This is a genomic window from Mucilaginibacter rubeus (assembly GCF_003286415.2).
Classification (GTDB): domain Bacteria; phylum Bacteroidota; class Bacteroidia; order Sphingobacteriales; family Sphingobacteriaceae; genus Mucilaginibacter; species Mucilaginibacter rubeus_A.
The window spans coordinates 1,410,441-1,433,611 of sequence record NZ_CP043450.1 but is presented as its reverse complement, the minus strand read 5'-3'; the positions used below and the strand labels follow the sequence as shown (position 1 = coordinate 1,433,611).

The window sequence follows — 23,171 nt, the reverse complement described above, 5'->3', positions numbered from 1 at the left end:
AACTTAATGAAATAAAGAAAAGCATAAAACAACAACAGGCAGCATGATCAGATCACACCGCCTGCTCCGTAATCAGGTCCTCGCCAAAGGGCCCAATTCAAATTAGTATTAGCAATCTCAAAAATATGAAAAAATATATATTCTCACTTTTAAGTGCGATTTATTTGATGTGCACGGCTGTACAGGCCGGAGCAACAAACCAAAGCCGTACTTCCGATCCGGTTTGCACTATCCAGGTTACCGGGAAATCAATCAAAGAAGTATTCTCCTTAATTGAAAAACAAACCGGCTTACATTTTATACACAACGCTACAGAAGCGCAGCTGAGCAAAAAAATCAGTCTTTCTGAAAATAACCAGCCTATTGACGAAGTATTAAAAAAAATAGCTAAACAATCGGGCTTGTCATTTAAAAGGGCCGATCAAACTATTTATGTACAAACCTCGTCAAGGATCCTGCGTGTTAGCGGCAAAGTAACCGATTCACAAACAGGCGAAGCGTTACCCGGTGTTTCGGTAAGAGTAAAAGAAAGCGCAGATGGAACAGTTACCGACGCAAACGGCAACTATCACCTTGAGGCAGTGGAAAATAGCATATTGGTATTTTCGTTTATTGGCTATCAACCGCGTGAAGCAGCAGTGTCGGGCAGTACGCTTGATATTACGCTAAAATCCGACCAGGCTGCATTGAAGGAAGTTGTGGTTGTGGGCTACGGCAAGCAATCGCGTAAATTACTTACCAGCTCTATCGTAACTGTTCAGAATAAAGATTTTAACCGGGGCGCCTTGAGCAACCCGGCGCAGTTACTACAGGGTAAAGTTGCCGGCTTAAATATCACCCGCTCCGGCGATCCGAATGAAAGCCCGTCTATAAGTTTACGCGGCCCTTCAACCCTGCGCACCGGCCCTGCACAAGAACCTTTTTATGTAATTGACGGCGTAGCCGGTGCCGATTACAGACTTGTAGCCCCTGACGATATCGAAACCATCGATGTATTAAAAGACGCCTCCGCCACAGCTATTTATGGTACCCGCGCGGCTAATGGTGTAATCATCATTACTACTAAAAAAGGCAAAAGCGGTCAAACCGCCATTTCATATAATGCTTATGCCGGTGTCGAAAAAATTGCCAACAGCATTAAAATGATGAATGCTACACAGCTTGCCGATTACCTGAGCAAAAACAACCTGGCCCTTGACCCGTCCGACCAAAAAGGCGCTAACACCGACTGGCAAAAAGAGGTAAGCCGTACCGCTTACTCGCAGAACCATAACGTTGCCCTTACAGGTGGCTTTAACCAAACCACTTACAGCGCTTCGGTTAATTATTTTGATGATAAAGGCATTTTAAAAGGCAGCGCGCTCAACCGCTTCACTACCAAAATGGCGGTAGAGCAAAAGGCATTTAATGACCGTTTGAAATTAGGCTTATCTGTAAACAACAGCACAAGTAATTCAGACATCATCCCCAATCAAAACATTGTGTTGTATAACATGCTGCGCTACCTGCCAACTGTTCCGGTAATGCAAAACGGCGCGTATACAGAAAACCTGCAACGCATACAATACTATAACCCGGTTGCTTTATTGGCTGATGCCTATCAAAAAACCAAAAGCAAACTGAGCTTAATAAATGCAACCGCCGAGTTAAAGCTCCCTTTGGGTTTTACTTACAACATCAGCCTGTCTACCCAAAATGAGCAGGTAAACGGCGGTGCTTATTACAACAGCCAGTACACGCTTGACCAGGGTGTTCATGGCGAAGCTTACCGCTCGTCATTTGAAAATACCCGTAAAGTGGGCGAAACTTTTTTGACCTATGCCAAAACCACGGGCAAGCACGATATTAACGTATTGGCAGGTTACAGCTTGCAGCAGGATGTAAACGGCGACGGCTTTCAGGCCAACAACCGTAATTTCCCCACAGATGATATCGGTTACCTGAATATTGGCCTTGGCTCGCCGGCAGGTGATTTCAGGACCGATTGGGGACCAAACCTATATCAAAAGCTCCGTTTGATCTCTTATTACAGCCGTGCTAAATACAGCTATGACAATAAATACCTGCTACAATTATCATTAAGGCGTGATGGTTCATCGGCTTTTGGTGCAAACAACAAATGGGGTACTTTCCCTTCTGCATCATTAGGCTGGAGGATCACCGAAGAGTCGTTTATGCAGAACCAGCATTTATTTAACGATCTGAAATTAAGGGCCAGTTATGGTATCACCGGTAACTCGCTGGGTTTTGATCCGTTGATCTCACAGATCAAATATGGTTCGGCAGGTGCATTTTATTATAATGGTGTGTTCACTAATTCAATAGGCCCCTCGCAAAATGCTAACCCCGACTTGAAATGGGAAAAAACCACCATGTATAACTTAGGTTTGGATTTCTCTTTATTCAACGGCAGGTTGAGTGGAACTATCGAAGCCTACGACAAAAAAACCAACGACCTGATTTACTTTTACCCGGTATCAACCACCCAGTATTTTGTTGGTACGTTAACAGCCAATGTGGGTTCAATCTCTAATAAAGGCTACGAGGTTACCATTAACGCTACTCCTGTAGCTACAAGCAGCTTTAAATGGAATACCTCTCTTAACATAGCCCACAATAAAAACAAACTGGTATCACTGTCAAACAGCAGCTTTAAACTTGACTCTATTCCGCAGGCAGAACCAGGCGGCCAGGGTGAAACAGGTTACAAAGTACAGATCCTGAAAACTGGTTATCCGGTAGGTCAGTTCCTGCTCTACAAATATGCCGGTAAAGATGCTAATGGCGTATCGCAGTTTTACAGCCACAGCGGCGGTGTAACTACTACCCCAACTTCTAAAGATTATTTCTACGCCGGTAACGCGCAACCTAAACTGGTGTTCGGCTTTAATAACAGTTTTAGCTATGGCAATTTTGATCTTAATCTGTTTGTGCGAGGCTCGCTTGGTGGCAAGATCCTGAACGCTACCCTTGCCGATTTGAACCGTACCAGCGACGTAAGGAGCTATAACCTGCCCGCTTCATCGGCCAATGAATCGCCTAAAGATGTGAATGCTTATTTATACTCCGACCGTTATATTGAAAGCGGATCATACCTGCGCCTGGATAACGCTACCCTTGGTTACACCTTCCCGAAATTTACCCCTGGCATCCGCAACTTACGCGTGTATGTATCAGGTAATAACCTGGCTGTCATAACCGGCTACAAGGGCATCGATCCGGAGATTTCATTAGGCGGACTTACACCGGGTATCGATAACAAAAACTATTACCCGCGCACCAGGGCTTTCCTGTTCGGTTTAAGTGCATCATTTTAAATCAAACACCATTAAAAGATCAACATGAAAACTTCCATTCATAAATACTGTGCGCTGCTTTTCGCGGCCATTACCATATCATCATGCACCAAAGTTGATGTGCCTGTTGAAACCGAATTAACTCCATCAAACTTCCCTACTACCCCGCAGCAGTTTATCCTGGCTTCGGGAGCGGCTTATGCTCAGCTCAGAGGCTCATTTGCGCAGTCATACTGGCAAATGCAAACCCTGAGTACCGATGAGGCTATTATGCCTGCAAGGGCCGGCGGCTGGCGCGACGGCGGCCGTTACCAACAGTTGCACTATCACAACTGGAATGCCGACCTGCCACAGGTTCAGGATACCTGGACATGGGGTTTTGGTACCATCAGTACCTGTAACCGCATCATCGCTACGTTTGCTTCATCACCGGATAACGCGGCAAAAGCCACTACCATTGCCGAACTGAGGGCAACACGTGCCATGATGTTTTTCTTTATGATGGATCTTTACGGCAACATTCCGGTAGTTACTACATTCGGTTCTGCCGATAAACCTGCTACCACCGCGCGTAAAGATGTATTTGCCTTTATCGAGAAAGAATTAAACGAGGTGATCCCTAACCTGAGTACCGTAGTTGATCAGACAACTTACGGCAGGCCAACCCAGTTCACCGCCTACGCCATACTGGCCAAAATGTACCTTAACGCCGAGGTTTACACTGGTACCGGCCGCTACAACGATGTGGTTAAAATGTGTGATAACATCATGCAATCAGGAAAATATGCCCTTGAGGATGACTATTTAAAAATGTTTTATCCGGATAACGGCCCAAAGGTTAAGGAGTTTATCTTCTCTATTCCTTATGATCACGCACTGGCACAGGGCGAGCAGTTTAGCTGGTATTCGCTGCATCCGGCGTTGCAGGCCAAATATGGTTTATTGTACCGCTTAAGTAACCCATGCAGCACCATTCCATCATACTATGCTCAATTTAACGATCCTAACGACATCCGTACCAGCCTTTGGCTTATAGGTAAGCAGTATGATTTTGCGGGCAATCCCATCATCATAAAAACAACTAAAAAAGGGTTGGACGCTTCATACGCCGGCCCCGATCCTACCGCTCCGGTTGATTACCAGTTAACTTTTACGCCCGATCTTACCCTGGTCGACGTACCTACCTTTGAGGTTGGCGGCGACGAGCTGGGTAAAGCAAAAGGTATCCGCAATAACAAATATTACCCGGATGTTACAGCAACCGACCGTAATCAAAGTAACGATGTACCGGTTTTCCGTTATGCTGATATACTACTGATGAAGGCCGAAGCCATTTTGAGAGGTGCAACCCCAACCAACGGCGAAACCGCTTTATCATTAGTTAACCAGTTAAGGGCTAAACGTAAGGCAGCTACCTGGAGCAATGTTGACCTGCCTAACCTATTACAGGAACGCGCACGCGAACTAAACTGGGAAACATGGAGAAGGAATGACCTGATCCGTTTTGGAAAATATGAAGAATCATGGGGTTATAAAACCGACAAGGATGTTAACAAACGCCTTTTCCCTATCCCATCTGCCGAACTTATCTTAAACTCAAAGCTGCAGCAAAACACCGGCTATTAATAATACTTGTACCCCTATTTTATTACCAGGCTGTCCCGTTTTTCGGGGCAGCTTTTTTGTTTTGAGCATCTTTCATAATATAAAATGTCATTTCGATTGAGCATGGGGCGGTTGACGGCTGGGGCGAAAGAGAAATCTTATACGCCATGCACAGTGGTTGCATGGCGTATAAGATTTCTCCTCACGGTACCCGTACATATTCTCCCACGGTTCGTCGGAAATGACAAATGGGCTTATTGACGAATAATTGCTGATATCTTTTGCCACGACGGTCAAAGGCGGCTTTATAATTACCACTCGCCTGGAGGCGAAGTGGCGGCGATGGTTGTTTACACGTTACTCATTTTTATCTTATCCCCAATAAACCACAAACTCCGTTTGCCTTTCGGCAACAGTTTTTAATGAAAATTCAAAGTCATGATTTAGCATGATTTCGCGCACCAGAGTTAGGCCTATGCCCTGTCCGTCTTTTTTTGTGCTGAAAAATGGGGTAAACAGGTTAGCCTGCTGTTCGGCGCTAATGCCTTTGCCGGTATCAGTAATGGTTAGTTTCTTTTCTTGGGGATTGATGGCAAGTGTTACCGAACCGTTGCCATCAATAGCCTCGATGGCATTTTTAACGATATTGATAAAAGCCTGTTCCAGTTGTTGTTCATCGGCCATGATCTTGATTGGTTCTTCCGGTAAATCAAGACTAAGCGATACTCCTTTTTCTTCGGCACGGATGCCCATTAGCTTTACTACCGATTCTACGAGCTTTTGTAACACAACAGGTTGTTTGTTAGCCGGCGGTAACTTAACCAGATCGGCAAAGTTGCGCATAAACAGGTTAAGATTCTGGTTTCTGTCCATAGCTACTTGTAAGGCGTCCTTTATTGGATCGAAATCGTGCCCGGCCCAAAGTTGGTCGGTTTTCATGGCCGATTGCATGATGGAATTTACCGGGCCGATGGTATTATTAACCTCATGCGCCATCATCCTGATCACTTTGCCGTAAACCTTCTTTTCGGCAGCAAGGATCTCGGCAGTCAGGTCCTCCAACATGATAAAATGCCTCGAAAATCCGCGGTCAATAAAGTGCGACTTTTGCAGTTTGAAAGAGTTAATACCGTCCAACTTTACCACCAAAGTTTCGCCCGATTTAAGAGCTTTGATATGTGCAAAAACGGGATGCTTTAATTCCCCAATCAATTCACCAACTACGGCTTTTTCATCAATAGCTAAAACCTGTAAAGCTTTGGGATTTATTTGCTGTACGCGGTCATCAAAATCAAGAATGATGATGCCCGTTGGCGAAGTATGGATCAGCTTTTCTAAAAAGAAATGCTGCTGCTCCTGTCGTGTGCGTTCGGTTCTTAGCTCGTCCATCATTTGGTTATAAACATCAATCAGCGCGTCAACCTCAAGCTTGCCTGTTGAAAGAAACTTCACATTAAAATCTTTGTCTTTTATGGCTTCAATACCCTGTAGTAACATTTTTAAAGGCAATACAAGCTGGCGGTAAAGCTGTATAGCCACGGCTGCCGAAATGAGAACAAAAGCTTCGGCTATGATAAAATAGATCTTATTGTCGATGAAAATAAACCATGCAAGCACCAGGGTAAGCAGGTGTAGGATCAGCACAAATAAAATGTATTTAGTCCTCAGCTTCATCGTACGGGATCTGGTATTTTTCGAGGCGCCGGTACAGGGCGCTCCGCGTGAGCCCCAGAGCCGCCGCGGCCTTGCTTATTTTATTTTTATGATGATCTAATGCCCGTTTTATCATTTCTACCTCTACCTCTTCTAAAGTTAGGGTGCCTACGCCCGGTAACTGGATATTTCCTTTTTTAACCGGTGATAATTCCAGTTGCGACCGGAAATCGTCAATGCTCAGTTCATCCCTTCGGCTTACCAAAATAGAACGTTCCACCAGGTTTTTCAACTGCCTGATATTACCCGGTAATGGTAGCTGCTGCAACCATTTCATGGCCGATGGCGCTACCGATAGATTAGGCCGGTTATAGATCTGCTTTAAATTATTAATAAAAAAGCTAACCAGCAAAGGAATATCTTTCGGCCGCTCTCGCAAAGCAGGCAGATAAACCGTGATCAAATTGATCCGGTAAAGCAAATCCTCACGAAAAGTACCACGTGACACCATCTCGTTCAGGTTTTTATTTGTGGCGCAAACCACACGGGTATCTACGGTTTTAGTGCGACTGCTACCTAATACCTCGTAGGTGCGGTCTTGCAATACACGGAGCAGTTTCACCTGACTACTGGCATCCAGATCGCCTATTTCATCTAAAAAAATGGTGCCCTTGTTAGCCATCTCAAAACGACCTACCCTGTCAAACCGGGCATCTGTAAATGCACCACGGATATGCCCGAACATCTCGCTCTCGAACAGCGAAGTTGAAATACCGCCCAAGTTCACCTTGATAAAAGGTTTATTACGACGCAGGCTATTTTGATGAATTGCTTCGGCAATCAGTTCCTTACCGGTGCCGCTTTCGCCCATAATTAGCACTGAAGCATCGGTTGAAGCCACGCGGCCAATGGTTTCCAAAATATCGAGCATCCGGGAATCTTCACCTACAATATTTTCAAAATTGTAGGTTTTGTCCAGTTGCTTACGGGTACGGTGCTCCGTCTTTTTATCCTGTAGATCAAGCAGTGTTTTTACCGATTGGATAAGGTGCTCGTTAACCCAGGGTTTATTGATAAAATCGTTGGCGCCAAGCTTCATGCCTTTAACTGCCAGCTCGATACTTCCCCAACCGGTTATCAGGATCACCGGAATGGTACTGCTAAAAGCCTTGATCTTTTCAAGCAGGTCCATCCCCTCCTGTCCCGAGGTATCTATCGAAAAATTAAGATCAAGAATGATCAGTTCAGGGGCTTTTTTCCTGATGATCTTGAGGGCTTCAGCAGGTTCGCCGGTGCTCGCAGAATCGTAGCCCTCGCTTTTCAGCAGCAGGATCAGCGAGGTGCGTACGGCAATATCATCATCAATAACCAATATCATAACAAGCGGTCAATATCGTAATTATTCTTCGTGTAAAGCAACAGCAGGGTAAATAGCAGCCGCCTGTTTGCCGGGATAAAGCGAGCAAATGAGCACCAACAGGTAAACAAATAAAACAGATAAAAGCATTCCCCCGATATATATCCCCGCAGACAGGTCGAATACATTAAGCAGGGGAAACTGCACAGCGAAAAACACCCCTATAATAAGCGAAAGTGTAGCCAGGATCATGGATTCGCTTACCAATTGTGATGAAACTGAATTACCTGTGGCGCCAATTGCCCTGCGAAGGCCGATTTCTCCCCGGCGTTTATTAATGTTATACCATAATACCCCAAACAAACCAAGTGCAACATTAATCACCAAAAATGCACTTACAATACCTAATATGATCATAGGTACCAACGCAAAATAATTACTATCCTTTAGCTTATTGGTGAGGTGTTCAATCTCTACATTTGAATTTTTCATGTAATTGGCCATGGTTTTGTAGAGTTTACCCTCAAAGGTTGCATCGGTACCCGGAGCCACCCTAATCAGGATTTTACTAAGCCAGCGAAACGATCCCGTATCAGTTCTGAAATATAGCCCGGGGCCTGGATTTACATAATCACCATTTCTTTTTATGGTTTGAATTACGCCCACCACTTTTAGCCTGTCCTTATCGTTATCATTACCAAGAAGTTTGCCTGCGGCCGGTTCATTGCCAAAAGTAGCCTCCTTTAATGCAGCATCAATTACAACACTTTTGTTTTTGGCAACAGCATCCTGCTTATTAAACCAGCGGCCTTCAAGCAACTGCGCCTGAAGCACCTCTTTGTAACCATCTTCAACCGTAAAATTATTTAAATGGTTAACATGCTTTCCGTTAAAGGTTAAGGCACTTTCATTAACCTGTTGAGAAAACGGGATATTCCCGCTTACAAAACTTATTTCCTGCACCTGCGGCAATGACTTTATTGTTTTTCTTAATGTTTCATAGTACAGGTTAAGCGAATCGATATTTTTTGTTTGATATGCGTTGCCATAGTTTATGACCCAAACATTTTGATATTCAATACCCATGGGCTTTTTATAATTGCTGTAATAATAAACCATCAGCGTAAATACCGCAAACAGTACCAGGAATGACACCAGCATCTCGGCCATGAGCAGAAAGTTCTGCTTCTTTTTATTCCAGATGAGTTTAAATAAGTGCTTAAACATAATATTTTTAATTAATGATAAATATTTTACTGGGCCTTAAGTGCCGTAACCACATTGAGTTTTGACATGCGCCAGGCTGGATATACACCTGATAATAAACCAAAAACAAGGCATACCAGCAGACCGATAAATAAAACTGTAAAATTGATGCTTAATTCAAGGTTGGCTATCAAATTGGCGTTATTGATAAGGTAGAGCGCCAGCAGTGACAATGCAACACCAAGAACGCCCCCTAACAAGGTAAGGATCAGGTTTTCGACAATAAATTGGTAAACCAAGGTTTTGGATGATGCGCCAAAGGCTTTACGCACCCCAATTTCTGAAGAGCGTTCCATAATTCGGGTAATGTTGATATTTATCAGATTAAGCGTTGGCAAAAGGGTAAAAATGAAAACAAATACGCTTATGGCCATAAGCGCTATGGATACTCCTGAATGCTGTTCATTGCCTGTATCAAGATAAGCCGACAAAAACGGGTTGGCGTGGCTGTACAGGTGTGTAAATTCTTTTCTTTCAACCGGTACCCTTTTCATGAGATTTTCATACTCGTCACGCATTTTTTGTACATCGCCCTTCGAATTAGCCAATAAGATCCCCATATATCCCCCCATATACCCTTTGTCTTTATAATTGGCCTTCGAAACGGTGTACGGCAGGTATATATCACTATAAAGCATATAATCGGTAATAGGTACATTTTTAACTACGCCTATAACCCGGTAGTTTACGTTATCCGCTTCGATATATTTACCAACTACCGATGGCGCATCGCCAAAATACTCGCGTTTCATATCCTCAGATATTACTGCGACACGATCAGCATTGGTAACCTGCTGACTGTTGAACGCCTTACCTTCGGTAAAATCATAATCAAGTACATCCCAATATTCGGCATTGGTATATTTATAATTTACCGCTATTTTTTTATTGTTAACGTAGGTATTGGTACCATTAAATGCTGATGATATGGCAACCTTTACCGGTGTTTTCAACATACTTGTATAATGGCTCAAAAAGTAATACGATAATGTGCTCGACTGCAAATTATCTTTACCCGATTCCTGGATCCGATTAATGTATAATGACCTGTCGCGTTTTTTATCCGGGTAAGTATCGCCTACTACTTTATCAATAAAAGCAGTTAAAACCATCAATATAGTTAAGGTAAAACTGATACCGAACAGACTGATAAACGTGAAAAACTTGCGGCGCTTGAGTACCGCTATGGCTATTTTAAAATAATTTTTAAGCATAAACTCAATTTTAAAATGGTTAATTATTGAACTTGCGCGCCATCAAACAAGCGTACCAAGCGGTGGGTTTTATGGGCCATATTTTCATCGTGCGTTACCATTACTATGGTGGTGCCATCGTTACGGTTAAGGTTAAGGAGTATCTCCATAATCTCGTTGCCCATAGCGCTGTCCAGGTTACCTGTTGGCTCATCGGCCAAAATAATTTCTGGTTTGCCTACGATAGCACGCGCGATGGCTACACGTTGGCGCTGACCGCCTGAGAGCTGCGTAGGAAAATGTTTCAGGCGATTAGCCAGTCCCACTTTTGCCAGTGCCTCGGCTGCCAGTTCGCGGCGTTGTTTGGCGGTGGTATCACGGTAAAGCAAGGGCAGTTCTACATTATCAAGCACCTGCAAATCGTTAATAAGATGATAGCTCTGGAAGATAAATCCCAGCTTTTTATTACGGAACTGCGCCAGTTGTTTATCAGTCATGCCTCCTGTTTTTTGATCATCGATCCTGATCTCCCCTTTTGATGGCGCGTCAAGCAGGCCCATGATATTTAACAGCGTGCTTTTGCCACAGCCTGAAGGCCCCATGATAGATAAAAATTCACCTTTGGCAATATCAAGACTTACGCTGTTTAAGGCCAGGGTTTCGATGGTATCGGTGCGGTACACCTTTTCAATGTTTTGTAAACGGATCATATCGTTAGGTTTGAATTATTGAGTTATTGATTTAGTTATAGGTTATTTTTTTGTTTGTTTCAAAGTCGTAAAGTGAAAGATAGCGCAATTGGTAGTAAGCTCCCCAAAAATCGCGGAGAGCGCTTACATAATCACGCTGAGCCTGGTCGTTTTCGCGAAAGGCAATACCAAGGTCGGTAATACTCAGGTCGCCAAGCACATAGCGTTCGCGGGCTATCTTGTATTTTTCGCCTGCAATGCTATCGGCACTGGCGGTATATACCAATTGCTCTTTCATCATATTGAAAAGCGACACTTGCGTAACTATCTGCTGTTTAAAAGTTTGTTTATCCTGCTCAACGGCATACTCTGTAAATTGCTGGTTGGCGAGTGCTGTTTTTGCTCTGGATTTTGACCTACCCCAGTCAAGAATTGGTATGGATAGCTGCACCTGCAGCAATTGCTGATTCTGCGGATTTTTATATACATCCGGAATATTAGTTGCCGTGTTTGAAAAACCCAGGCTGGCCGTAAGGGTGGCAGTCAACCCATTTTGGCCTTTGGCTTTAGCCACATCACGCTTAGCTTCGGCAATGCGGCGTGAAAAAGCAATGGCGTCTGAGCGATTGGCATAAGCTTCGGCCAGTACTTTCTCTGATGATACAATCATTTTGCTAATCTCCTTCGGCACTATCAAAACTATCCTGTCGTCCCCCTCTTGCCCGGTAAAACTGCGCAGGTTCAGGGTGGCTATCTCCATATCGCGTTTAGCCGTGCCTACTGCTTTTTGCGCGTTGATCTGTTCCAGCTGTAATTGTAATATCTCGTTTTTTGATACTTTGCCTAATTCATATTTCAGGTTAGCGACCTTCAAAATTCCCTGCGTATTGGCGAAATTGGTTTCGGCAATTTTAAGGTTTACCTGGGCCAGCAACAGATCAAAGAAATAACCTTCTACGTCAACCGCTATCTTTTCCTGGGCTTCAATATAGGCCTGCTTGCTTTCATTAAACTTTAAAGGCTCAATCCTTTTATCCCATTTCAGGCTGTTGAACTGGAACAATGGCTGCGAGTAGTTTATGCCATAAGGGATACCGTTATACAACACATTATGCCTGTCAAAATCATCAAAACGCTGCAATTGTGTAGTACCGAAAATAGTACCACCAGTAGCCGTAATGCTCTGGCTAAAATTAAGCTGCAATGATGAGTTATCGTTATGTATCGGCTGGAAAAGTATCGTGCCATCGGGCTGCTGCACCTGCGAAAATGTTTTGGTATATCCCGGTAAAATACCGCTTAAAGCCAATTGCGGCTGATAGTTTGATTTATAAGTACGATACTCCCAATACTTGGTTTCGCGGACTGTCGCGGCCTGCTTTGCAGCTATGGAGTTGGCCTTAGCCAGATCAACCACCTGCTGCAAGGTGAGCCTGAGGGTATCGCTATCGCTCCGGCCAAAAGCCCCAAAGCTTATGGTTAACAACAATATAAGGTATAGATATTTCATGATGCTCAATTCATTTTTTCAACCGTCATTGAGAGGAACGAGGCAGTCCCCAATTAGCAAATCCGCCCTGTATAGTTTGCGATTGCTTCGTTCCTCGCAATGACGGGTTGTGTTTAGTTTTTTATTCCCGCCGTTGTTGGTGTTCTCACCAACAACCTTTGTATTTACCCATCACCCGACGTGGCGTAAAGCTGTTGATGACAACACCAACAGCGGCTAACATGGGCCCTCTCCTTTAGAGAGGGTGAGGCTATTTTACTGTTATTTCCTTCGAGTTTTTGTATTCGCTCATATCCGATGTAATAACCTCATCCCCAGCTTTAACGCCGCTCTGGATCTCCACATAATCAAAATTGGTTAGGCCGATGTGTACCGTACGGCGTTCGGCCTTGCCATTGTTCAGTACAAAAATATCTTGCACCGATGGGCCTTTAAATGCCGGTCCGTTGGCCACCCGCATGATCTTGTTATGCGTGGCCGTCACCAGAAAAACATCCACTTTCAGGTTTGGCCTCAGCAGTTTATTTGCCCGGTCATCAAGCTGTACATCAAAAGAAATTATGCTGTTTTGTACCGATGGGGATACATTACTTACATGGCCACGCAATTGATCGTCATTTATGCGCACAATTACCGGCAAACCGCTACGTACCTGATCGGCCACGTTATCAGAAACACTGCCCTGGATCCGGAAGCTGCCTAAATCGGCAATGCGGGCCAGGGTTTCCCCCTCGTGAATATTAGCGCCAATATTTTTGTTTACGTAAGTAATAACACCCGCGCGGGTTGCCACTACGTTGGCTAAGTCGAGTTTACGCTGCAGTTCTTTCAGATCATTTTGCTGGATATCGGCCGCTATTTCAGCCTCCTTGATCTCCAGTTGCATGGTTTGCTGCTTGCTTTTGATCTCGTTTTCCAGTTGTTTTTTTTCCAGTTGGGCAACTTTCAGGTTCAGTTCGGCTTGCTCGATGTTCTCTCGGGTACCGCCGCCTGCTTTGTACAGGCGTTTAGCATTTTCAACGGCATCGGCAAGGTTGCTGATGTGAAGTTGCTTAATATCGTTGTTGGATTGAATGTCGTAGAAGCTCTTGTTCAGATCAAGTTTGAGTTTGCTGATCTCGGTACGTTTGGTTTCGAGTTGAAATTTTTGTTTCTCGTAATCGGTTTGGGTGGCCGATTTATCAAGGGTCAGTATTGATTGCCCTGCTTTGATCTTATTTCCGGCATCCATCAGCGCGCTTTTGATAGAGGCGTTTATAGGACTGGTGATAATTTCTTCAAATTCCGGCAAAACTTCGCCGGTAGCGTTTATGGTATTTTCGATGTTGCCGATCTCAACTTTAGCAGTTGTTATTTCGGCACGGGTGATTGTTGATTTAATATATCCCCGCAAAAGCATTACGGCAAACACCAAAACAGCCAGGCTGATAGTGATGATAACCGCCGTTTTTTTGCGTTTGGCAGATGTAACTTCAAGTGCAATTTCCTTATCCATTGTGATAAATTTGGACAAGGTTTTGCAAGAGCTATACCAATATTAAATACTTAAAAACCAATACATTACGGATTTTATTTTTTGAAAAGTGATCGATATCGGACAAAATTTCTGTTATCGACCGTTGATTGGTTTTGATTACGTTGATTGCGCTGATTACTTTGAAAGCTTCCCCAATGAAGAAGTTGCGTACCTATGGCACGCTAAAAACTCAACTTGTTTTATTGCTACAGACCTGTTGCACCTTCAAACGAAAGTATAAGGAGCTTCAAAAGAACATCAACTTATTTTAATCTGAGACGTAGTTTATCTATAAATTGTCTTACTCTTCAAGATGTTTCCTGATCTTCCCTAACAAATCATCTATTTCGAAAGGCTTGGCTAAAAAGTCATCGGCACCGGCATCATAGGCTGATTTTTCGATGTCACGGCTTGCGGAAATCATGATGATAGGAATACCTTTGGTTAATTCGCGCTTTTTAAGCTCACGACAAATATCCCGCCCATCGGAACCGGACATCCATATATCAAGTAAAAGCAAGTCTGGGAACTCGCTTTGCATATCCAAAAGCGTCGATCCATTTACTGTCGACGAAACCTGGTATCCTTCAAAATCAAGCATTATCTCTACCGCATCCACAATCCCCGGATCATCGTCCGCTATCATGATCTTCTTCGTATTTTCCACTTCATCCGGGAGCCACAAAAATCAAGCCTTAAAAACAATCGATAACATTTTTTTTATAAAAGTTTTTTTAGCCTATTCTTTATCATTTTTAACAGGGAGCGCGAAGTAAAATGTTGAGCCTTTTCCTTCCTCGCTATCCACCCAAATCCGGCCACCCTCGCGTTTGATGATCTCCGACGAAATGTATAAACCAAGGCCTAAGCCGGGGAACGTATGCTGTTTAGCACCACTTACCCTATAAAACTGTTCAAAAACACGACTTTGCTTTTCTTTTGAGATACCGATCCCGAAATCCTGCACGCTAACCATCACCTCGTCATTTTCAATCCAGCTCTTTAAAATTATATTTTCGGTATGTGGCGAGTATTTGATGGCATTAGTGATCAAATTGACCAAAACCTGGCTTATTCGCTCTCTATCGGCATAAACCTGTCCTGTTTCCTGTAATTGCTCAATAAGTGTATGTTTTTTTGTAGTGCGTTGTAAATCTTCTGTTACCTCTTTAATGAGAGTATTAAAATCAAACAGGGTATAATTAAACTGCAGCCTGCCGGAGTTTATCTTGGTAACATCCAATAAATCTGCAATTAAACTGGTAAGGCGGTTCAGCTGGGCATCCATCTTGCTGATCATGGATGCTTCCAGGGTATCGCCTTTTTTGGTCAGCATGCGTTCAAGCACCTGGGTATAGGCTTTAATGCTGGTAACCGGCGTTTTTAACTCATGGCTTGCAATTCCAATAAATTCATCTTTCTGTTGCTGTAAAAGCTTTTGTTCGGAGATATCAAAAGTTACCCCTACCATTTGAGTAGCTTCGCCCATATCGTTATACCGGGCTTTGCCTGAAGCATTGATCCAGTGTATCGATCCATCGGGCCAGGCAACCCTGTACTCAGCGTTATACACTGTTCTGTTCCTGATAGCCTCATTTACTCTTTTCTGTACAACATCCCGGTATTCGGGCAGCATAACGGATAAAAGATCCGGAAAGTTAAATACGGCATCTTTATCAAGGCCATAATTAGCCTTACACTGCGGGGTACAGAACATGATACCGGTTTCCAGGTCCAGTTCATAAGAGCCTAAACGACCGGCTTCAAGGGCAATTTCAAGACGCTGATTAATCTGAACAAGCTCCTCCCTTGATTTACGGCGATCTGTAATATCACGGGCAACTGCAAAAAGATATGGCTCATCCGACAGCATCAAACTAACCATATTGATCTCTACCGGGTAAACTGAGCCATTTTTACGGCGATAAAGCGTTTCGTACTGAGGGATGTTTTGTTGTTGCGCTTTATTAAAAGCCCGGTTAAAAGTTATATCATCGTGGTAAATATCTATATCAGCCACGTTCATGGTCAGGGATTCCTCCTCGCTATAACACCAATCATCAAGCGCTACACTATTTACATAGGCAATCGAACCATCGGCACGTAACAGCATAAATATGTCCGAAGCGTTATCGGCCATAAACTTGAAACGCTTCAGCTCGTCTTCAGCATTCTTTTGTTTGGTTACGTCTATTACCGTACCCAGCATCCGGACCGGGATCCGCTCGTCATCATAATAAACTTTCCCCTCTGCTTCAATCACGTGCATGCTGCCATCCCGCCATAAAACCCGGCCGGTGTAAAAAAGCTGACCAGTTTTTAAAGCAACATCAAACGCCTTATCTCTTATATGCCTGTCATCCGGAAAAATCCTGTCAATATAACTCTCATGATCAGGCGATTCATCAATATCCATGATCACATTAAAACGTGGTGAAGTGATCACTTCGTCTGTAACCAGGTTTAAATCAAACGTACCCATCTCGGCAACATCAATAGCCAACCTGGCGCGTTCTTCAGCGTCTTCAATTTTACGTTTGGCAATTACCTGATTGGTTACTTCAGATGCTACAGCAATGATGCCGGTAACGCCGTTACTATCTTTTAAAGCCTCGTAAACAAAGTCTACATAAGTTTTTTCGATCTTGCCATTACGGGGTAGGTATACAGGCCTTTCAACAGCAATAAATCGTTCGCCGGTGTTGTATACATGATCAAGCAAAGCTTCAAGCCCTTGCCCTTTGGCTTCCGGTAAACCTTCAAAAATTGGCTTACCAACAGTTTCCTCTGCTGTTTTGCCCCACAGCTCAAACACCGGGGCGTTGGCAATCTCAACCACATAATCCCGTCCTTTAAAAACAGCTATTGCGACGGGCGCCTGTAATATCAGCGAGCGAAAATTCTGCTCACTTTCTATAAGTTCAAGGCGGGCTACCGTTTCATCAGTGATATCCTGCAGTGTGCCGTTTAACCGAATGGCTACTCCATTTTCATCATACAATGCTTTACCCTTGGCCCTCACTACACGCTCAATTTTTGTACGGGGATTTACTATGGTATACTCAACATCATACTTACCGCCCGATGATGGTAGTAAAGCTGCACGGATAGCATCAGCAACACGTTGCCTGTCTTTTTCTGCAATTACCGCTATTGCCGAATCAAGTTCTATTTCATCATGAGGGTCTAATCCAAACCAATCTTTTAACCTGTCGTTACCGATAAATTTATTAGTATGGGGATTAAGATCCCAGGTGCCCAATTCGGCGGCATCTATAGCAAACTCCAGCTCGGTTTTGCTTTCTTTTAGTTTATTGAATGCCAGCACCTTTTCTGTAGTTTCGGTACAAGCTACCAGGATCCCGCCCGGGTTGCCCGATTCGTCAATAACAGGGCTGTAGCTAAATGTCCAGTAAATATCTTCGATAGTGCCGTTCCGAAAAAATGGGATCAATTGGTCTTCATGCCAGGTTGCACCACCACCGGATAGCACCTGCACTATCAATGGTTCGAGGATATGCCAGATCTCGGCCCAGAAAATTTTGGCTGGCTGTCCTAAAAGTATGGGGTGTTTACCGTTTATGCCAAGGCTGGGACGGTAGGCATCGTTATAAAAGCAAACAAGATCGGGTCCCCAATACATAAACATCGGGAAGCGCGAATTTAGCACGATACCTATGGTAGTGCGCAGGCTTACGGGCCATTGATCTGGTGTGCCAATAGATGTTCCGGACCAGTCATGTGCCCTAATCAGCGCGCCCATCTCGCCGCCGCCCTGCAAAAATTTCAAACTATCCTGCTGCATTTACGATTGTACGATGAAGTAAACATCAACACCTAAGTTAAGTTTTACAATCGTATTAATTACCTATGAATTAATTTTATTCACAAAATAGCAATTATCCTAAAAATCAGAGTAATCCGCCGGGCGAAGAAAGATTATATCGGCATGTGATACGTTATGCTGGTACTCCGGTTTAGCCGAAAGTGTTTTCCAGTATTCATCCTTACCAAAGGTATCCCAGTGTTTATCCCTGTCCTCTTTGCTGTTAAAAGTGGTCATGTACATCAGGTTAGGCATGTGGCTGCCAGCAATAACCTCCGAATAAAAAACAGCATTGAACCCAAGGCGCTTAAAAAGACCTATTTCATCGCCAACGTTAAACATGGTTACTTTGTTAATGTTCAATTTTTCGGTAGGGCTTTCATAGCTGCGCAATTCATAAACCCTGTCGGCCTTTTTTGCGGTAAGGTTAGGAACGTTTGTAGAGGGCATTCCCGGAAAAGCCTGCAATATGATAGTCTCCAAACGGGTGTAAGGCTGTTCGTTATAAGCGGCATCAATATACTCTTTGCCATCGGCAAGGTATGCAACATCGGCCTCTAATTTTTGGTCAATCCCCATTAATTTGTCCCAGGACTGAAAAGGAGTAAATACATACAATAACTTTGCTGTATCAACCTGTGTAACGGGTTTAAACACGCCAACATTTTTTACGCCCGCCCTGTGTAGTGCTGGGATATAAGCTTGTTGTAAATATTTTTCTATCGTACTTTCCTGCGCCTGGGTTTTGTAATGATATATTTTAAGCTGATAATAATTACGCGCAGGGGCATTTGCAAATGCCGAGGCAACAGTAAAAAAACAGGCTAAAAAAGCAAAGGAGGTTTTATTAAGAAAGTTCATAATGGCAGATGGTTTCCGGAGTAAATATAAACTCATTTTAGCAAAGTTGTGTTAAGCCCGTTTATATATTTCCCCCATTTTTCAAGCATCTCCATTAAATCAGAAAGCTTCATGGGCTTGCTCAAATAATCATTCATTCCGGCATCCAGGCAGGCCTGCCTGTCTTCGGGCATGGCGTTGGCAGTCATCGCTATGATAACCGGCTGCTCCTGCATATTGCTGCGGATAAAGCGGGTGGTTTCCAGACCGTCCATATCGGGCATCTGCACATCCATCAAAATCAAATCGTAATGCTTAGCTACCATGGCGTTTAATGCCACGTGACCATTTTCGGCAATATCCGCACTATAGCCCATTTTGCTTAGCATATGGATAGCCAGCTTCTGATTTATTAAATTATCCTCAGCTATCAGGATACTCATCGGATAATTTCTGGCAAAATCTTTTGAAAACACTATTTGCACCGGTTGCACCTCGATTTTAATCCCGCTGCCGGTTTTTAACTGTTCAACAATATGCTTGTGCAAAAGATTATGCTTGGTTGGCTTTGTCAGTACGGCATTAAACACAGTATCTTCCCGCTTACCTTGCTCACTGCCTATTGAACTCAACAAAATGATAGGCATATCCGGAAATTTTAGCCTCACCGCTTTAGCCAGCTGTAAACCGTCCATTTCGGGCATGCTCATGTCAGTTATTAAAAGATCAACCTTTTCATCTTGCTGTTCAAGCACTTTCAGGGCTTCATTGCCTGAAGCAACAACTACCGGGTCATATTTCCATTGCCTTAGCTGGGTGTCAATAATACCTCGGTTGGTGGCGTTATCATCAACAAATAAAACGCGTTTATTTTCAAGTTCGGCAAGGTTGAGATAAACGTAATTTCGTTTTGCCTGCTGCCCTACTTTTGATTTTATGGTAAACGAAAAGGTAGTCCCCCTCCCTATTTCACTTTGTACGCTGATATCACCTCCCATTAGCCTCACCAGTTTTTCGCTAATGGCCAACCCCAGGCCAGTGCCTCCGTATTTACGTGTGGTACTGGAATCAACCTGCGAAAATGGCTTAAACAGGCGCTCCAGTTTATCATCAGGGATACCGATACCCGTGTCCCTGATCTTAAATATCAATTCCAGGTCATCGCCTTTTTGCGCCTTTACACCCGCACTTATAAAAACCTCGCCCTGGGCAGTAAATTTCACCGCATTGCCTACAAGGTTAATCAGGATCTGGCGAAGCCGTATCGAATCGCAAATGATCTGTACAGGCACGTTGTGCTCCACTTGATAAACCAGGTCAAGATTTAAACGGGAAGCCTTTTCGGCAAAAACATCCAAAACGCCTTCTATGCAATCTCTTAAATCAAAATCCTCTTCATCAAGCTCCATATTGCCTGATTCAATTTTGGAGAAATCGAGGATATCGTTAATTACCGTTAAAAGCGCGTCGCCGCAATTTTTTATAGTTTCGGTATACTCTTCCTGTTCGGTGGTAAGTTTAGTACTGCCCAGCAATGTTGCCATGCCAATAACGCCATTCATAGGCGTACGAATTTCGTGGCTCATGGTAGCCAGGAAAATACTTTTGGCTTTGTTAGCATTCTCTGCCTCTTCCCTGGCTTTTTCTGATATTTCACGAGCTACACGCTCATTCTCTGTCATTTGCACCAGGCTTTCGGTACGCTCTTTTACCTGCCGCTCCAGTACCATTTTCTGAGCCTTCAGAAACTTCACCCGGTACTTAAAAATAAAATACACCAACGCTATTATAGCTATCACAACAATTAGCCTAAACCACCAGGTCATCCAAAATGGCGGCACTATTGTAATTTTCAACCCGGTTGAAGCTGGCGACCATAAGCCTGACGCATTCTGATATCTTAATTTAAAAACATAATCCCCGGGGGGTAAATTGGTGTACGAAGCGGTGTTACGACTTCCTACATTATTCCAATCGGTATCAAAATTTTCAAGTATATAGCTGTATTTCTTTTTATCTGCCGATGAGTAATCAAGCGCCGCATATTGTAATGTTATTACCGATTGTTTGTAAGATAATCTGATATCTCTGGTATCGCTTATATCCTGCTTTAAAGGCGAAGGATCATCTTTATCGCGGGCTATTTTCACCGTTTTGTTAAATAATTGAAAATTGGTGATCACCAGTGGCATAAATGCAGACGGTTTTAAGATCTGCCGGGGAGTAAAAGAATTAAAACCGTTAATGCCGCCGAAAAAGATCCGCCCCTCTCTGGTTTGTAGGGCCGAATGCGATTTAAATTCCTCATCCTGCAAGCCATCTTCGATAGTGTAATTTTTAAAAGTATGCTTAACCGGATCGTAATTAGATAAACCATTATTGGTACTTATCCAGATGGTGCCTAACTTATCTTCGCGCACGGCATAAATAACATCGCTCGGCAGGCCATCTTTTGTAGTAAATGCCGTAAAATGTTTGGTAACTGGGTTTAGAAGATTGAGCCCTGAAAGGGTACTGATCCAGATCTGGCCCTTGCTGTCTTCAAACAAATCCGGGATACTGTTATTACTGATACTGTTGCGCTTTTCATCGTGCTGAAAACGGGTGAAGGTCCCGGTTTTCCTGTCCATCAGGTTTAAACCGGCATCAAATGTACCTACCCAAAAATTGTTATTATGATCTTCAAGCAAAGCGTATACCCTATCGCTGCTGATACTTTTTGGATCATTCAGATCATAGCGAAATGCCGAAAACGTGCCCGACTTTTCATCATACAGGTCAAGCCCCCCATTGTAAGTACCCACCCAGGTACGGTTATCGCGCGTTTGGGTAAGCGCGTAAATATTGTTATTGCTTAAACTACCGGGTTTTGCAGCATCATGCTTAAAACTGGTAAACCTGCCCGTTTTAGGGTCAAAGCGGCACAAACCATCTCCCCAGGTGCCCATCCAGAAATTACCGCTGTGGTCCTGGGTAATTTTCAATACATAATTCCCTACCAGGCTATTTGGATTTTTAGGATCATTCACGTAGTGTTTAACCGTGCCATCTTTATTAAATACATTAACACCGCCGCCATCGGTACCAACCCAGATATTGCCGTACTGATCTTCGTGCAGACTAAGTACAAAGTTATTGGCCAGGCTTTGTGGCGATGAGTTATGCCTGAAATGCGAAAAGCTTTCTGTACTGCGCTTATACAGGTTAATGCCACCACTAAAAGCTCCGAGCCACATGTTGCCCATCCTGTCGCGGCAAATACTATAAATAGAGTTGCCGTTGATACTACCCCGGTCAATATCGTCGTGTTTGTAATTTGTTATTTTACCTGTTACCGGATCGAGGACATTAACGCCGTTGTTCTCAGAACCTATCCAAAGCTTACCATTCAAATCCATACTTAAGGACAAAATGGTATTGCCTGCGATGGTATTAGGATCGGTATCGCTATGAATATAGTGCTTAAACGTGCCCGCCTCCGGAGTAAATAGATTAAGACCGCCATCTTCCGTACCAACCCATAACCGCCCGGTATTATCCTCGTAAATACTGCTTACATAAGTCCCGGAAAGGCTTGTATTCACTCCAGGTTGATTTTGGTAACTGGTAAAGGTGCCGGTTTTCCTGTCAAATAAGTTTAGGCCGCCGCCCAGCGTACCTACCCATAAACGATGTTTTGAATCTTCCTTCAGTGCTGTTACATCGTCATTACTTAATGACGATGGCTTTTCATCATCATGCTTATAATGGGTGATCTTATTTCTACGGATATCAAACCTGTCGAGCCCACCTTTTTGGCTGGCTATCCATAATATTCCTTCGTGATCAAATATTAGCCTGTTTACAAAATTGCTTGATATGGTGTTTGAATTGGCGTTATCGTGGAAGTAATGCACAAACTTGCCGGTTTTCCGGTCAAGCTTATTTAGGCCGAAAAGGGTGGCCAGCCAAATATTGCCATCCTTATCCTCAGCAATGTCCGATACCAGGTTACTGCTTAGCGAATTATCATCCTGGATACTATGTTTATAGATTACAAAACCGTAACCATCATAGCGGTTAAGGCCATCGCGGGTGCCAATCCACATAAAACCCTGGCTATCCTGAATGATGGTGCTTACATTAATTTGAGATAATCCCTCGCGTGTACCGATGTGTTCAAACTTGAGGTTCCTATCCTGCGAAAACCCGTTTTGAGTAACCAATAAGGCAACTGCAACAAACAAATACTTAAAGATATTCACAGTAACGGGCTGTATTAAAATTAATAAAAATTGGCTTACCTAAGCAAGAAACAAAATGGCTTATAGCTTAACTTATACGGTCACTATTATTTATAAGTTTAAAATAGACAAAAAAAGTAACAAAACAGATACCATTAAGCAATATTGAATTCAGCAGGCAAAAGCTCAAAATTGCA

General features: G+C 43.5%; 13 protein-coding genes. 2 read left to right on the top strand and 11 right to left on the bottom strand.

Annotation, left to right across the window (positions count from 1 at the left end; genetic code table 11):
- Positions 1-125 precede the first annotated feature (125 nt).
- Positions 126-3,317 (top strand): TonB-dependent receptor, encoded by a 3,192-nt coding sequence (locus tag DEO27_RS05875; protein ID WP_112572182.1) that lies wholly within the window; start codon positions 126-128, stop codon positions 3,315-3,317.
- A gap of 24 nt (positions 3,318-3,341) precedes the next feature.
- Positions 3,342-4,922 (top strand): RagB/SusD family nutrient uptake outer membrane protein, encoded by a 1,581-nt coding sequence (locus DEO27_RS05870; protein ID WP_112572184.1) that lies wholly within the window; start codon positions 3,342-3,344, stop codon positions 4,920-4,922.
- 351 nt (positions 4,923-5,273) lie between these two features.
- On the opposite strand, the gene DEO27_RS05865 is transcribed toward DEO27_RS05870, so the two are convergent.
- The 11 genes from DEO27_RS05865 to DEO27_RS05815 form a co-directional block, all read right to left on the bottom strand.
- A complete protein-coding gene (locus DEO27_RS05865; protein WP_112572186.1) occupies positions 5,274-6,575 on the bottom strand; it encodes a sensor histidine kinase in 1,302 nt (433 codons plus the stop codon).
- Entirely contained in the window at positions 6,559-7,932 is a 1,374-nt protein-coding gene (locus DEO27_RS05860; RefSeq protein WP_112572188.1) for a sigma-54-dependent transcriptional regulator, read from the bottom strand. The genes DEO27_RS05865 and DEO27_RS05860 overlap by 17 nt, the downstream gene beginning before the upstream one ends.
- Positions 7,933-7,953: 21 nt before the next feature.
- Positions 7,954-9,138 (bottom strand): ABC transporter permease, encoded by a 1,185-nt coding sequence (locus DEO27_RS05855; RefSeq protein WP_112572190.1) that lies wholly within the window; start codon positions 9,136-9,138, stop codon positions 7,954-7,956.
- Positions 9,139-9,164: 26 nt separating this feature from the next.
- A complete protein-coding gene (locus tag DEO27_RS05850; protein ID WP_112572192.1) occupies positions 9,165-10,391 on the bottom strand; it encodes an ABC transporter permease in 1,227 nt (408 codons plus the stop codon).
- Positions 10,392-10,414: 23 nt separating this feature from the next.
- Positions 10,415-11,080 carry an ABC transporter ATP-binding protein gene (locus DEO27_RS05845; RefSeq protein WP_112572194.1) on the bottom strand — a complete coding sequence of 222 codons (666 nt, stop codon included), beginning with the start codon at positions 11,078-11,080 and terminating at the stop codon, positions 10,415-10,417.
- Positions 11,081-11,111: 31 nt separating this feature from the next.
- Positions 11,112-12,569: a TolC family protein gene (locus DEO27_RS05840; RefSeq protein ID WP_112572196.1), complete on the bottom strand. Its 1,458-nt coding sequence runs from the start codon at positions 12,567-12,569 to the stop codon at positions 11,112-11,114.
- A 250-nt stretch (positions 12,570-12,819) separates the two neighbouring features.
- Positions 12,820-14,064 carry an efflux RND transporter periplasmic adaptor subunit gene (locus DEO27_RS05835; protein ID WP_112572198.1) on the bottom strand — a complete coding sequence of 415 codons (1,245 nt, stop codon included), beginning with the start codon at positions 14,062-14,064 and terminating at the stop codon, positions 12,820-12,822.
- Between the two features lie 322 nt (positions 14,065-14,386).
- Positions 14,387-14,731, bottom strand: a complete 345-nt coding sequence (locus tag DEO27_RS05830) for a PleD family two-component system response regulator (RefSeq protein ID WP_262714162.1) — start codon at positions 14,729-14,731, stop codon at positions 14,387-14,389.
- 93 nt (positions 14,732-14,824) lie between these two features.
- On the bottom strand, positions 14,825-17,890 hold the full coding sequence (locus tag DEO27_RS05825) for a PAS domain S-box protein (protein WP_112572200.1): 3,066 nt from the start codon (positions 17,888-17,890) through the stop codon (positions 14,825-14,827).
- A 99-nt stretch (positions 17,891-17,989) separates the two neighbouring features.
- Complete coding sequence (locus tag DEO27_RS05820; protein WP_223818170.1) at positions 17,990-18,808, bottom strand: NIPSNAP family protein; 819 nt, start codon at positions 18,806-18,808, stop codon at positions 17,990-17,992.
- Positions 18,805-22,995 (bottom strand): hybrid sensor histidine kinase/response regulator, encoded by a 4,191-nt coding sequence (locus DEO27_RS05815; RefSeq protein ID WP_112572202.1) that lies wholly within the window; start codon positions 22,993-22,995, stop codon positions 18,805-18,807. The genes DEO27_RS05820 and DEO27_RS05815 overlap by 4 nt, the downstream gene beginning before the upstream one ends.
- Positions 22,996-23,171 lie beyond the last annotated feature (176 nt).

What these genes read in the sequence shown, in the direction of transcription:
- DEO27_RS05875 (WP_112572182.1), top strand. Translation starts at nt 126, where the DNA reads ATGAAAAAATATATATTCTCACTTTTAAGTGCGATTTATTTGATGTGC.
- DEO27_RS05870 (WP_112572184.1), top strand. Translation starts at nt 3,342, where the DNA reads ATGAAAACTTCCATTCATAAATACTGTGCGCTGCTTTTCGCGGCCATT.
- DEO27_RS05865 (WP_112572186.1), bottom strand. Translation starts at nt 6,575, where the DNA reads ATGAAGCTGAGGACTAAATACATTTTATTTGTGCTGATCCTACACCTG.
- DEO27_RS05860 (WP_112572188.1), bottom strand. Translation starts at nt 7,932, where the DNA reads ATGATATTGGTTATTGATGATGATATTGCCGTACGCACCTCGCTGATC.
- DEO27_RS05855 (WP_112572190.1), bottom strand. Translation starts at nt 9,138, where the DNA reads ATGTTTAAGCACTTATTTAAACTCATCTGGAATAAAAAGAAGCAGAAC.
- DEO27_RS05850 (WP_112572192.1), bottom strand. Translation starts at nt 10,391, where the DNA reads ATGCTTAAAAATTATTTTAAAATAGCCATAGCGGTACTCAAGCGCCGC.
- DEO27_RS05845 (WP_112572194.1), bottom strand. Translation starts at nt 11,080, where the DNA reads ATGATCCGTTTACAAAACATTGAAAAGGTGTACCGCACCGATACCATC.
- DEO27_RS05840 (WP_112572196.1), bottom strand. Translation starts at nt 12,569, where the DNA reads ATGAAATATCTATACCTTATATTGTTGTTAACCATAAGCTTTGGGGCT.
- DEO27_RS05835 (WP_112572198.1), bottom strand. Translation starts at nt 14,064, where the DNA reads ATGGATAAGGAAATTGCACTTGAAGTTACATCTGCCAAACGCAAAAAA.
- DEO27_RS05830 (WP_262714162.1), bottom strand. Translation starts at nt 14,731, where the DNA reads ATGATAGCGGACGATGATCCGGGGATTGTGGATGCGGTAGAGATAATG.
- DEO27_RS05825 (WP_112572200.1), bottom strand. Translation starts at nt 17,890, where the DNA reads ATGCAGCAGGATAGTTTGAAATTTTTGCAGGGCGGCGGCGAGATGGGC.
- DEO27_RS05820 (WP_223818170.1), bottom strand. Translation starts at nt 18,808, where the DNA reads ATGAGTTTATATTTACTCCGGAAACCATCTGCCATTATGAACTTTCTT.